At 71.6% G+C, this 12,251-nt stretch carries 10 protein-coding genes and 1 pseudogene; 3 read left to right on the top strand and 8 right to left on the bottom strand.

Annotated features, from left to right (window positions below):
- Nucleotides 1-72: 72 nt before the first annotated feature.
- Nucleotides 73-308 (bottom strand): annotated as a pseudogene (locus AB0D31_RS03345) (site-specific integrase); the annotation flags it as partial.
- Between the two features lie 231 nt (nt 309-539).
- Here AB0D31_RS03345 and AB0D31_RS03340 point away from each other — a divergent pair.
- Together AB0D31_RS03340 and AB0D31_RS03335 are read left to right on the top strand one after the other, a co-directional pair.
- Nucleotides 540-827, top strand: coding sequence for a hypothetical protein (locus tag AB0D31_RS03340; RefSeq protein ID WP_362716264.1), 288 nt, complete (start codon nt 540-542; stop codon nt 825-827).
- A gap of 267 nt (nt 828-1,094) precedes the next feature.
- Nucleotides 1,095-2,372, top strand: a complete 1,278-nt coding sequence (locus AB0D31_RS03335) for an MFS transporter (RefSeq protein ID WP_362716261.1) — start codon at nt 1,095-1,097, stop codon at nt 2,370-2,372.
- Between the two features lie 174 nt (nt 2,373-2,546).
- Here the strand turns inward: AB0D31_RS03335 and AB0D31_RS03330 are convergent, their stop codons facing one another.
- The 3 genes from AB0D31_RS03330 to AB0D31_RS03320 all read right to left on the bottom strand — a co-directional run bounded on the left by AB0D31_RS03330 (nt 2,547) and on the right by AB0D31_RS03320 (nt 3,724).
- Nucleotides 2,547-2,837 carry an STAS domain-containing protein gene (locus tag AB0D31_RS03330; RefSeq protein WP_362716259.1) on the bottom strand — a complete coding sequence of 97 codons (291 nt, stop codon included), beginning with the start codon at nt 2,835-2,837 and terminating at the stop codon, nt 2,547-2,549.
- Nucleotides 2,834-2,959 carry a hypothetical protein gene (locus tag AB0D31_RS03325; protein WP_362716256.1) on the bottom strand — a complete coding sequence of 42 codons (126 nt, stop codon included), beginning with the start codon at nt 2,957-2,959 and terminating at the stop codon, nt 2,834-2,836. Before AB0D31_RS03325 ends, AB0D31_RS03330 begins: the two co-directional genes overlap by 4 nt.
- A 243-nt stretch (nt 2,960-3,202) precedes the next feature.
- A complete protein-coding gene (locus AB0D31_RS03320) occupies nt 3,203-3,724 on the bottom strand; it encodes a response regulator (RefSeq protein ID WP_362716254.1) in 522 nt (173 codons plus the stop codon).
- A 587-nt stretch (nt 3,725-4,311) separates the two neighbouring features.
- Between AB0D31_RS03320 and AB0D31_RS03315 the strand changes: the two genes are divergently transcribed.
- Nucleotides 4,312-5,490, top strand: coding sequence for a hypothetical protein (locus AB0D31_RS03315; protein ID WP_362716251.1), 1,179 nt, complete (start codon nt 4,312-4,314; stop codon nt 5,488-5,490).
- Nucleotides 5,491-5,672: 182 nt separating this feature from the next.
- Here AB0D31_RS03315 and AB0D31_RS03310 read toward each other — a convergent pair whose 3' ends face one another.
- The 4 genes from AB0D31_RS03310 to AB0D31_RS03295 form a co-directional block, all read right to left on the bottom strand.
- On the bottom strand, nt 5,673-6,524 hold the full coding sequence (locus tag AB0D31_RS03310) for an NAD(P)H-binding protein (RefSeq protein ID WP_362716249.1): 852 nt from the start codon (nt 6,522-6,524) through the stop codon (nt 5,673-5,675).
- Between the two features lie 51 nt (nt 6,525-6,575).
- Nucleotides 6,576-7,520, bottom strand: coding sequence for a cation diffusion facilitator family transporter (locus tag AB0D31_RS03305; protein ID WP_362716246.1), 945 nt, complete (start codon nt 7,518-7,520; stop codon nt 6,576-6,578).
- A 120-nt stretch (nt 7,521-7,640) separates the two neighbouring features.
- Nucleotides 7,641-10,091: a terpene synthase family protein gene (locus AB0D31_RS03300; RefSeq protein ID WP_362716243.1), complete on the bottom strand. Its 2,451-nt coding sequence runs from the start codon at nt 10,089-10,091 to the stop codon at nt 7,641-7,643.
- 271 nt (nt 10,092-10,362) lie between these two features.
- On the bottom strand, nt 10,363-12,204 hold the full coding sequence (locus tag AB0D31_RS03295) for a helicase HerA-like domain-containing protein (protein WP_362716241.1): 1,842 nt from the start codon (nt 12,202-12,204) through the stop codon (nt 10,363-10,365).
- Nucleotides 12,205-12,251 lie beyond the last annotated feature (47 nt).

Here is a 12,251-nt window from a genome sequence, read left to right as displayed (position 1 = left end):
CCTCCGCCATTGCTCTCACCGGGCAATACGTCGAAGGGCCCCGCAGTTCGCTGCGGGGCCCTTCGTCGTTCCTCAGCTCCCGTTGTCCTGGTCTTCGTCCACACGGCCCTTCGCCGCGGGGCCAGCTGGCCTCCGCGATCTTCTGCGCCACGTCCTTCAGCATGGCGTCAGAAACGTGCAGGCAGCGCGCGCATCCGGGCAGACGTCCCGGGCTCCCATCCCATGATCTGATCGATGACGCGGTCCGGGACCCAGAGCAGCATGAGCACGGTGGCGGCGGCGTGCCGTGCGTCGTGAAGGCGCGTCCCACACGCGGTGCCCCGGGCAGATCCTGTCCGGGGCACCTCACTTTGGATTGGACAACGATGCTGACAACGCCGCCTGGCCGAAGGGCCGCTCTGCCCGGCCTGGCTCTCGCATGCCTTCTGGTCCTGGCCGCCTGCGGAGAAAAAGATGCCGACCACCCCAAGGCAGCCACCGCTGCCGAGCCAGGAACCTGCGACGAGAGCAAGTCCGGCGGGGCCGGCGTTTGGAAGCCAGTGCTCACCGAATTCCGCTCCTACCTGGAGACATCAGGACCCGTCGGCTTCAAAGGCCACGTCAAGGACGCGGAGGTCCGTGACTGCCCAGGTGGGGACGTGGAGGCAATCGTCCTCACCGACTACAACCCGCACCTGGAAGCCCCCGACGTGGACGCGGAGACGAAGAAGAAGGCCGACCAGGTCGCACAGGCATTTACCGAGTGGCGGGACCACAAGTCCCACGACGAGGGGTGGGTGTACGTCATCAACGGAGCCGTGGAAACAGTCACGAAACGGGCTTGGTGACCTGCGGTCGGCCCCTACAACCTCCTCGCCGGACGCAGTTCTCGAACAGCACGCTGGATCCGCCGGACAGACAAGCCCTACTGGGCAGACCCACCCAGACCCACCCCTGCGTGCTGCCGGCGCAGGCTCGTGGCCGAACTCACTGTCGGCGGACGCCTGGTGCATGGTCTTCCAGCAGGTGAGGGGGGCGGCCGACCCCGATGACTGACGTTCGGCGCTGCGGGCTTCTGCACTAGGGTGCTCGCTGCGCCGAGCCCTGGGGAGAGCATGACAATCGCCGATGAGTCACCGAAACCAATCCGTACGCTGTTCCAGATCGCGCGTTTCCGGCGCTTCGTTTCGGCCAATCTCATCTCTGCCACAGGGTCTGCCATGGCCCCTCTCGCCCTGGCCTACGCCGTCATTGAGCAGGGTGGTGGAGCGGGGTCTCTCGGTGTGGTGCTTGCCACGAACACCGTCCCCACGATCGTGTTCCTGCTCGCGGGCGGCTTGTTCGCGGACCGCTGGTCCCGCAGCCGGCTCCTCTTCGTGGGGAATCTGCTGGCGGCCGGCGCGCAGGGTGCGCTGGCCGTCACCGTTGCGACCGGACATGCGACCACCGTGTCGATCGCTGCATGCGGTTTCGTCTCGGGGACGGCGGCGTCGTTCATCGTGCCGGCCGCGCAGGGCGCTGTGGCGCAGATCGTTCCGGAGCAGCATCTGCAGCAGGCCAATGCGTTGCTCAGGCTGCCGAACAACGCGGTCAAGGTGCTCGGGCCGGTCGTCGGCGGTGTCATCGTCGCTGTCGGCGGCGCGGCATGGGCACTGGCTTGGGATGCGTTCACGTTCGCCGCGGCGGCCGTCCTGCTTCTCGGTCTGCGTCTCGATGCCCCGCTCGTTGCACCTGCCGGTGTGCGGGGTGAGCTGAGGGCGGGCTGGACGGCCTTCTGGTCGCGTACCTGGTTGTGGACCTATACGGCGGCCGGAACGGTCGTGGTCGCTGCGTGGCTGGCGGGTTTCCAGCTGCTCGGCCCGCTGGTGGCCGCGGAGCAGTACGGCGGAGCCCGCGGTTGGGGCCTGATCCAGGCGTCCTTCACGTGTGGTCTGCTGGTGGGGACCCTCGTCTGCCTGCGCTGGAAGCCGTACCGGCTGCTCACGGTCGCCGTCGTCGCGGCCGGTGGTATCGCGCTCCCCTTGGCCGCCATGGCCTGCACCGTGCCGCTTCCGCTCGTCCTGCTGGCCGCCGTACTGGCAGGGGTCGGGCTCGATGTCGCGATCGTCGCCTGGGCGTCGGCGTTCCAACAGCATGTGCCTCAGGCGGAACAGGGCCGCATGAGCGCCCTGAACGGCGTCGGGGAGCGCCTCGCCATCCCCCTGGGCTACCTCATCACCGCTCTTGCGGCCCATTCGTGGAGCAGCCAGGCAGTGCTGTTGACCTGTGCGGGACTGGTTGTTGCCGCCACCGTCCTGAACCTCTGCGTGCCGGATGTGTACCGCATCAACCGCCTGACACCGGACGATCAGCCGACGGCCGCAAAGGGCCGACGCGCGGTGAAGCAGGCGTAACGGCCACCACGACGGCACCGGGTTCGTTCTGTCCGACAAGTGCCGATGATCTCCGGGAAGACGGTCGTCACGCGGGGGCCCCGGCGTGCTCGCCGTACGACCCGGCCGTTGCGGTACCTGGCGCGCAGTGCGCCGCACGCCGCTCCGGTCCCTCAGGGCGGGTGCCTGCCGGTTTCACGGTTCGGGGAGCGTCAGGGTGGGGCGGGTGGCTGGGGGTGCGGGGTCCGGGGCGTGGCCGCCGTCGGCCAGGCCGGGCGGGATCCGGTCCAGGAGGACGAAGGCGGATTCGAGGCCGGCGAACCGGAACAGCCGCATCACGCCGGGCGCCCCGCGGACCAAGCGCAGTGTCCCGCCCCGCGCGGCCACAACGTCCTGGACGGCGGCCAGCAGGCGCAGTCCACCCGGATCGAGGAAGGTGACCGGCCGCAGGTCGACCACCACCTCCGGTGCTTCCCGGTCGATCAACTCTGCACGGCGGGACCGAGGGCCGTCAGGGCCTCGATGTCGATCTCCCCGAACAATTCGAGCACGGTGGCCGCGGCCACCACGCGTTCCCACAGGCCGAACCCGGTTGCGTCGGCACGCATGAGGAAACCCCACGATCCTTGCAGAAGTGGCACAAGAGCACGCGGACCGGTCGACTGCTTCCTGGCGCCGGAGCACAGCAGCGCCCCAGGGTTCGAGGCGGCGCCGCTCAGGGTGCGCCCACCATCATGCCGCGTCGACGGCCGGCGGGGCCTGGCGCCGGGCGGAGTCGGTCGAATCCGGTCAACAGGCAACACCCGGTGGGGCGGGTCCACTTGGGGAGCCGGTGTGGGCCGACGCCGCGTTCAGCTCTGGGTACCCTCGGGGTTCCGCGGGACTCGCACCGTGTCCGGCGGGCGTAACTGCCTTCTGCGGGACGGCAGTTGAGCGGAGTCCACCGGGTGGGTGCGGGGCCCTCGCTGATGGAGCGCGGCGCCCGCGAGGAGCGCGCTCGCGCGGTACAGGTACTGGACCTTGATACGCAGGGCCCACGGGTCGAGCGGCTTGATCAGATAGTCGGCGACCCCCAGCCGCAGCGCCTCGTCGGCGGTCACGCCGTCGTGACCCATGCCGGTCACCAGGATGACGGGGATCAGCTGGGTCTGGGTCAGGCGGCTCAGATAGCGGGCCACGTCGAGCCCGCTGACGCCCGGCATCACCACGTCGAGGACGGCCAGCGCTATCCCTCCGTGCAACGCGGCCTTGAGCGCCGCGTCCCCGCTGGTCGCGAGCTCCAGCGGGTAGCCGAGCGGCGCGAGAATGCTCTCCATGGCGAACAGGTTGTCCTCATGGTCGTCGACCAGTAGCACCTTCATGTCCGCGGACATGGCCCCATCACCTTCACTCGGGAGCGCCGGATAGGCATATGCCCGCTCGCGGCCCCTCGTACGCAGTCCGGGGGCACCTCGATGGTGTGCATGTGGGGAATGCACATGAAGCGTGCATGTGACGGTGGTCCGCGCCCAGTTGTCGGCCGGCTCGGTGGACCGAATTCTCGCACCGGGCGCCCCCGAACAGCAGGGGCCCGACCGACTCGGTTGCCCCGACCCGAGCCAGGCGGATGCCCGAGCCACGCCGTTGTCCGACCCCCACCACACCCATGCCACCCACCACACCCACGGCACGCCGTGCCGAAACGCACATGCCACTGGCTCATGTTCCGCACTCGTGACACCTATGGGTGAATTGCTCCCCGGAGCGCGGAGCGTCGACACGCGCGTACCGACCACGCCGCGGGCAGCAACGGACGCCTCCGGACGCCTCCGTGCCGATTCCGCCGGCCAGGACCGCGCGTTCCGCAGTGGTCTGAACCACCGCCCTCCGCGCGGCACTTGATCCGTTTCAACCTCCAGAATGACCGGATGATGATCCCGTCATCCCCCGCCGAGCGGCACACGACCCCGCGTGACGAGCGATGAAGGCAGCCGCTGCCCGCCCCGGCACGCCGTCCGCCCCCTTCGCGTCCGCCGCGTACCGCGCCGCGCCCGCTTCCGCGGCGTTCCGCGCCGCGTTCACCCCGGACGCGATCCGTGCCGTGTTCGCCCCCGCGGTGATCGGCGCCGCCCTCGTGCTCGCCGCCGCCTGGCTGCTGCTCGTCACCGTGCCCCGCACGCTCGACACGGAGCGGGCGTTCAGCGCGGCCGCCGACTGCCGGACCGCCCAGGTCTCGACGGAGTGCAGACGCACCGTACGGGCCACGGTGACCTCCGTCACGGCCGACCACAAACACCGCTCGACGGACTACTGGCTGGGACTCGGCCACGTACAGAAACCGCCTGCCGTCAGGCCGCCGTCTCGCGTCAAGATGGAAGGCCGCACCCCGGTGTTCGCCGCGGTACGGCCCGGCTCGGCGCTCCACCTCACGTACTGGCGTGGGGAGATCAGGTACGTAGACCACCAGGGCCTGCGCCAGTACACCGCGGCGGACCCGCGGGGCGGCTACCGGCTGCCGTTCGCCGCGGCGCTCGTCCTGCTCTCCGTCGGCGGGGCGTGCCTGCGCACCGCGCAGTGCGGCGCCCGGCGGCGCACCGCGGAGCCTGCCGGGCACGAGCCCTGGCGGCTCACCGTGCCGCTGGCCTCGGTGCTCCTGATCTGCTGCTTCGCCTTCGCCACGCCCTGGGGCACGGGCGGCGTGCCGACCGCCCTGCTGCTCACGGCGGTCGGGGCGGTGCCGGTCCTCGCCGGGGCCGCCTGGCTGACCCGGCGTCGCCATCGCCGCACCACCGACACCATCCGGGTGGCCCCCCTGGCCCCGCTGGCCGACGAGTGCTTCCCGGGCCGCGTCCTCGGCGACGTCCCGTACAGCCACGAGGGGTTCGGGTATCTGGTGGCGGGCCCGGGGCTGCTCGCCGCCACCCCCGACCCGGCCGGCCGTATCGCCCGGCGCCCCGTGCCCCGCACGCTCACGGCCGTACGCGTCCGGCCGCCCTATTGGACCGACCCCGGCCCCAGCCCCGCGCCCGGGTCACAAGTGGTGGAGTGCCGGGACGGCGCGACCCCGGTGTACGTGGTGACCCACCATGTCTACGTATCCCGGGTGTTGGGCGCGCTGCGGTGCCCGACGGAGGCGCAGCTTCGGCCACCGCCGGGCTGACCGCGGATCCGCCACGGGAGGGCAGGCCCGACAGCTCCGGCAGGTTCGACAAGCCCGGCAGGTCCGGCAGGTCCGGCGGGTCCGGCAGCCCCAACCAGTCCGGCAGGCACCGGACCAGACATCACGCCGGACCACATGTCACGCCGGACGACATGTCGCGCCGGGCCCCATGCCGCGCCGGATCACGCGTCGCGCCGCTGTTCCGCCAGCCACCGTGCGAACCCGGTGGTCCCCCGGACGTCGGGGGCGGCCTCGGTGAGGTGGCCGGCGCGCAGAACCCGGCCGAGGCGGCCCGGGAGCGGGACGGGCAGGAGTACGGCTCTGCGCCCCGTGCCCGTGCGCCAGGTCGCGGCGAGGGAACGCAGGTCGGTACGGTCCGGGCCCGCCACCTCGATGCGGCCGTCGCGGGGTGCGCAGGCGGCGGCGTCCGCGACGGCGCGGGCGGCTTCGGCGGCGGCGATCGGCTGAAGCGGCACGCCCGCCGAAGCCGGCAGGAAGCGGGCGCGGGCGGAGGCGGCGAACACGCTCGCGGCCAGCTCGTGGAACTGGGTGGCCCGCACGATCGTCCACGGCACCCGGCCCGCCGCCACCAGGCCCTCCTGGTCCGTCTTAACCTTGTAGTACGGCATCGGCACCCGGTCGCAGCCCACGATCGACACGCACACGTGGTGGCCCACGCCCGCCGCGCGCTCCGCGTCGAGGAGGCGGCGCGTGCCGTCCACGAGGGTGGCGCGCATGGTGCGCGGGGAGGTCGAGTTGGCCGCGTCGACCACCACGTCGCAGCCCGCGAGCGCCGCGGCCAGGCCCTCGCCCGTGGACAGGTCGACCGGATACTCCGCCGACCTGCGGCTCAGCACCCGCACCCGGTGCCCGCGCGCCCGGAGCTCCTCGACGACATGGCGGCCCAGCGTGCCGGTGCCGCCGGCCACGGCGATCTCCAGCGGGCCCCTCTCGTCGGTGCCTTTCGCGGCAGCTTGGTCCATGGGCTCGACCGCTTCGTTCTCGTTCGCATCACTGACGTTGTCGGCGTTCATGGTCAGGGGACGGGACAGCGTCGCGATCTGTGACAGCCGGGGTGGGCCGGGTCAGTGGTGGAGGGAGCCCGCGGCTTCGCTGTGGCCCTCGGGTTCCAGCTGGATCGTGGAGTGGGCCACGTCGAAGTGGTCCCCCACACAGCTCTGGAGCCGGGTGAGCAGCGCACCGTACCCCCCGTCCAGGGCGGCCTCCCGCACCACCACATGGGCGGTGAGCACGGGCATCCCCGAGGTGACCGTCCAGCCGTGCAGATCGTGTACGTCGACCACACCCGGCTCGGCGAGGAGGTGGCGGCGTACCTCGGCGAGGTCCATGTCCTGCGGGGTCGCCTCCATCAGGACGTGCAGGGCATCGCGCAGCAGCCCATACGTTCGCGGCACGATCAGCAGGCCGATCACGAGGGAGGCGATCGGGTCCGCGGCCTGCCAGCCGGTGAGCAGGATGACGAGACCGCCGACGATCACCGCGACCGAGCCGAGGGCGTCGCCCAGGACCTCCAGGTAGGCGCCGCGCAGGTTGAGGCTCTTGTCCTTGGCGTCCTTCAGGAGCCACAGGCCCACCAGGTTCGCGACGAGTCCGCCCACCGCGACCGCGAACATCAGGCCGCCCTTGACCTCGACGGGCTCACTGAAGCGGCGGATCGCGGACCACAGCACCCAGACGAAGATCGCGGCGAGCAGCAGGGCGTTCAGGACCGCCGAGAAGATCTCCACCCGGTAGAAGCCGAAGGTACGGCGCGGGGTGGGGGCGCGCTGCGCGAGCGTGATCGCGCCGAGTGCGAGGGCGACCCCGACCGCGTCGGTGAGGCTGTGCGCGGCGTCGGCGAGCAGCGCGAGGCTCCCCGAAAGCAGCGCGCCGACCACCTGGATGAGGGTGATCGACGCGCTGATGCCGATGGTCCACAGGAGCCGCTTGCGGTACGTGCCGCTCAGCGTGCCGGACGCGGCGGAGGTGGCCGAGGTGGCGGCGGAGGGCGCACCGTGGTCGTACCCCATACGCGCCTCCTCGTGCCGGGTGGGGCCGGGCGCGCACAGCAGCCCCGCACGCGTCTGCTCCGCGCACATCTGCTCCGCACGCAGCTGCCCCGCACGCAGCTGCCCCGCACCATCAGAGGATCACGAGGCGTGGCCCCCCGCCACCCTGGGAGCGGGACGGGTGAGCGCCCGGCCGCTCGGCGGCTGCGGGACCACCATGGCCGCCGTCTTCACCGCCGCCGTCGTCTGCTCCACCGCCGCTCCGACTGCCTCCCCCACGGCCGCCGGCAACCGGACCCGGTCCGCGGAGGTGCCCGCCCCTGTGGGCCGCATCCACCACGGGGCCTCCCCGGTCGCACCCTGCGGGCCGCCGTCGTACGGCGAGGGCACGGAGGGCGGGGCATCGTGGGGCGCAGGCACCGCGGGTGAGGGGTCGCGGGGCACGGCGTCGTGGGGTGAGCTGCCGTGCGGCAGGGAGGCCGGAAGGTCCGCGTCGCTGTAGCGCCGCGCCGCGATGTGCCAGTTCAGGATGCCCGCGATCCAGTCCTGGAGTTCGGCCACGTAAGTGGCCAGGGCCGCCCGGCCCTGCTCATCGAGCTCGAAGTCGTCGCACAGCAACGGGAGTTCGTTGTCGATGGCGTGCTGGAACTGCCGCAGCCGCGAGCGCATCAGGTCGTCCACGATGCGCAGGGCGGTCGGGTAGTCGCAGTCGAAGAAGTTCTGCACGACGAGGACGCCGTTGTGCAGCTCCCCCTCGTACTCGATCTCCTTCTGGTACGAGAAGACGTCGTTGAGCAGACTGGCGTAGTCGGCGGCGGCGTTCTCCAGGTCGCGCAGCGGCCCGCTCTCGTGGATCCCCGCCGGAAGCCGGTCGGCGTGCCGAAGGCGCGCCAGGCTCATCGTGAGGTCGGATCCGAAGGTGAGGCGGCGCATCTCGATGTAGTCGACGGGGTCGGGGATGCGGTGCTGGGCCTGGTTGTGGAGCTCCCAGAGCCAGCTCTCCAGCATGACGTCGACCGAGCGGCGGAACGCGGCGCGCGCCCCCGGTGGCATCGGGCCCGCGGTGCGCTCCCACAGGTCGGCCAGGGCGCGCTCCATGGGGGTGCGGGCCGTCAGGGCGCCGTCCTGCGGCCGGTCGACCGGCATGCACGCGCGGAGCCCCTCGGTGGCTGCCCGGGCGCCGGCCAGGTCGCGCGGGCGGCCGTACACCATCGGGTAGTAGTCGTCCCCGTACGTTCCCCACGTCAGCCACTCGGTGCTGAGTTCCAGCTCCTCCGGGGTCGCGTCGGGGTCGAGGCCGGCCGCGCACAGCGCGAACTCGTAGCCCGCCAGTTTCTCCGCGTCCCAGATGTCGTCGAGCAGGCCCATGCGGTCCGCCCACGCGATGGACTGTTCCCGTGCGCCGGCCATGTGCGGGCTCACCGTGAGGGGGTAGGGCACATCGAAGTCGGGCAGCAGCGACGGGCCGACCTTCTGCCCGGGTACGTACGTGAAGGTGCGCCTGCGGGCCTCGGCGGGGCGGCCGAACAGGGTGGTGACGTCCAGCGCCGAGGTGCCGAGCACGCCGGTGAGGCCTTCGCCGGGGGCAGGCCCGAGGGCGGCGTGCTCGTTCATGTAGCGGCTGGAGCGCATGTGCCACTCGTGGCCGCCAGACTGCCAGTCCTGGAGCCCCTTGACGTACGCCGCGACGGCCGCGCTCTGGTCCGGTGTGAGGCCCTTCTCGCCGCACAGGCCCGGCACTTCGGTGAGCGCGGTGTTCTCGAACTGCTGGAGCCGAGAGGTCAGCAGATCGTTGACGGCCTCGGCGGCCTCCTGTGTCGTACAGCCGAGGAAGGTCTCAAGTACCAGGACGCCATTGCTCAGTTCGCCCTCGTCCTCCACCTCGCGCTGGTAGGAGAAGAGGTCGTTGCGCAGGTGCACGGCGTCGGCGAAGGCGTCGGTGAGGACCCGCAGCGGGCGGGTGTGCGCGACGGACGCGGGGAGTTCGGCGTCGGCGGCGTACTCGATGAGCCCCGCCGACCACGGCGCCCCGCCCACCTTGCGACGCATCTCGATGTACTCGACGGGGTTGGCGACCCGGCCCTCGTTGATGTTGGCGAGTTCCCACAGCGACTCGTTGAGCAGGTTGCGGGTGCTGACGGCGAAGCGCTCGCGCCAGTCGGCCGTCATCGACGGCACGGTCCGCGCCCACAGGTCGGCGAGGCCCGCCTCGACCGGGTTGGTCGGCTCGGGGAACCCGTCGGCGAGGTCCATCGGCATGAACGCGGGCAACCGGTCGAGATAGGCCTTGCCGCCCTTGCGGTCCAGGGTCCGCTTGAACATGTCGAGGAAGTGGTCGTCGAAGAAGAACACCCACACGTACCAGTCGGTCACCAGCGCGAGCTGCTCCGCGTCGCAGTCCGGGTGCGTGTACGAGCAGAGCAGGGCGTAGTCGTGCGCGTCGAGGTCGGCGAGCTCCCAGACGCCGGAGCCCTCCAGCATGCCCATCTGCCGGGCCCAGGCACGGGAATGGGTCCTCGCGGACTCCAGATGGGGGTTGAGCCGGGCCGGATACGGCAGATAGAAGTCCGGCAGGACAAAAGGCTGGCTCACTGCGGTCGCCCCTCATGGTGCACACGTGTCGACGGTCGTCCGACCCGAACTACCCCTGTGGGTCAGGGACATTCGGGACGGGTGCGCCTGTCATGCGAAAGCGTGAGGCCCTTCGAACAGGGGGGTGGGCGGGGCAGGGGCGGTGTAGCGCGGCGGTGTGGGGGGCGGGCGCCGGGTGGCCCCCTGGGTCGCGCCCCCCGTTCACGCCTGAAGGGGGCGCGGGGAACTGCGCGGGGAGGCCCGCCACGCGTACCGGGGGTCGCGCCGCCCCCTACCTCCTCCGGGTTCCGAAGATCGACCGCGAGATCTCCCGCCCCAGCTGCGTCCCCACAGACCGCGCCAGCGAGCGGAAGATCCCGCTCCCGACCACCTGCTCCGCCAGCGACTCATCCTGTTTCGCGGGGCGGGCGGGGGCGGAGCCCCGTGCGGGGGGTGGCGGGTTCAGGGCGGCCGTCACCGCCTCCGCCTCTCTCGCCCGTTCTGCCTCCGTCAGCTTCTCGAACGCCGACTCGCGGTCCACCGGCTCCGCGTAACGCCCGTACAGGGGCGAGGACTTGACCGCCGTGTCGAGTGCGTCCGCGTCGATCGGACGCATCAGGGACTGCGGCGCCCGCAACCGCGTCGCCGCGACCGGGGTCGGTGCGCCGTTCTCGCTCAGGACGGTGATGACGGCCTCGCCCGTGCCGAGCCCGGTCAGGAGCTCCTCCAGGTCGTAGGGCGACTTGGGGAACGTCTGTACCGTCGCCTTCAGCGCCTTCGCGTCGTCCGGCGTGAACGCCCTGAGCGCGTGCTGGACGCGGTTGCCGAGCTGGGCGAGGACATCGCCGGGTACGTCTTTCGGGGTCTGGGTCACGAAGAAGATGCCGACGCCCTTGGAGCGGATCAGCCGCACCGTCTGCGTGATCGACTGCAGGAACGCCTTCGACGCCCCGGTGAAGAGCAGATGCGCCTCGTCGAAGAAGAAGACGAGTTTGGGCCGGTCCACGTCCCCTACCTCGGGAAGCTTCTGGAAGAGGTCGGCCAGGAGCCACATCAGGAAGGTGGAGAAGAGCTGGGGTTTGTCCTGGACGGCGGGGAGTTCGAGGACCGACACCAGGCCCCGGCCGCTCCCGTCCGGCGCGAGACGCAACAGTTCGCTCGTGTCGAACTCCGGTTCCCCGAAGAAGGATTGCGCCCCCTGCTGCTCGAACGCCGTCAGGGCCCGAAGGATCACCCCGGCGGTCGCCGTGGACAGGCCACCGATCCCCTTCAGCTCCGCCTTCCCGATGTCGGAAACCAGGAACCCCACCACCGCCCTGAGGTCCTTCAGGTCGTACAGCTCCAGGCCCTTGGAGTCGGCGTAATGGAAGATCAGGCCGAGCGACTGCTCTTGCGTCTGGTTGAGCTGCAGCACCTTCGACAGGAGTACGGGGCCGAAACTGGTGACCGTCGCGCGCAGCGGGATGCCGGGGCCGATGCCGCCGAGGCCGTAGAACTCGCAGGGGAACCCGGCCGCTCGCCACTCCTGGCCGACCTGCGCGGACCGCTCGGCGACCCGGCCGCCGGGCTCGCCCGGCGCGGAGATCCCCGACACGTCGCCCTTCACGTCGGCGAGGAACACCGGCACGCCGTTGGCGGAGAGCTGCTCGGCGATCAGCTGGAGGGTCTTGGTCTTGCCGGTGCCGGTGGCACCGGCGACCAGACCGTGCCGGTTGAGCATAGCGAGGGGGATGCGGATGGGCACGTCCGGCAGACACGCCCCGTTCCAGAGCAGTGCGCCCAGTTCGAGGGCGGGGCCCGTGAAGCCGTACCCGGCGGCGATCGCGGCAACGGCTTCGGCGTCGACGCCCTCCGGCAGCAGCGGGGAAGCCTGCGGTGGCAGCGGGGAAGCCTGCGGCGACGCGGCGGCCCCATCCGCTCCAAAGGCGGGCGACGCGGGGGCCCCATCCGCTCCGGAGGCGGGCGATGCGGGGGCCCCATCCGCTCCGGAGGCCGACGGCACCGGCGCGTCCGGGGTGGCGGGGGGCGCGGGTGACGGGGTGGGCGCCGGGGCGGTATCCCGCGCTCCGGTTTCGTCCGGCTGCTCGTCGCCGGTGGGCGCGGGCGCGGCCGCCGTCCGGTCGCTGTCGGTCATGACGGGCCCCCTGCGTCGGGTTTCCTGCGTTTTGCCCAGGATTGCAC

Origin of the sequence: Streptomyces sp. NPDC048361, assembly GCF_040651795.1 — a bacterium.
Lineage (GTDB): Bacteria > Actinomycetota > Actinomycetes > Streptomycetales > Streptomycetaceae > Streptomyces.
The sequence above is the reverse complement of the archived record's forward strand: the minus strand, read 5'-3'. Positions and strand labels throughout refer to the sequence as shown.

Bases quoted from the DNA above. Each gene is read 5' to 3' on its own strand.
- AB0D31_RS03305 (WP_362716246.1), bottom strand. From the start codon at position 7,520: ATGGGGTACGACCACGGTGCGCCCTCCGCCGCCACCTCGGCCACCTCC.
- AB0D31_RS03320 (WP_362716254.1), bottom strand. From the start codon at position 3,724: ATGTCCGCGGACATGAAGGTGCTACTGGTCGACGACCATGAGGACAAC.
- AB0D31_RS03315 (WP_362716251.1), top strand. From the start codon at position 4,312: ATGAAGGCAGCCGCTGCCCGCCCCGGCACGCCGTCCGCCCCCTTCGCG.
- AB0D31_RS03335 (WP_362716261.1), top strand. From the start codon at position 1,095: ATGACAATCGCCGATGAGTCACCGAAACCAATCCGTACGCTGTTCCAG.
- AB0D31_RS03295 (WP_362716241.1), bottom strand. From the start codon at position 12,204: ATGACCGACAGCGACCGGACGGCGGCCGCGCCCGCGCCCACCGGCGAC.
- AB0D31_RS03325 (WP_362716256.1), bottom strand. From the start codon at position 2,959: ATGCGTGCCGACGCAACCGGGTTCGGCCTGTGGGAACGCGTGGTGGCC.
- AB0D31_RS03310 (WP_362716249.1), bottom strand. From the start codon at position 6,524: ATGAACGCCGACAACGTCAGTGATGCGAACGAGAACGAAGCGGTCGAG.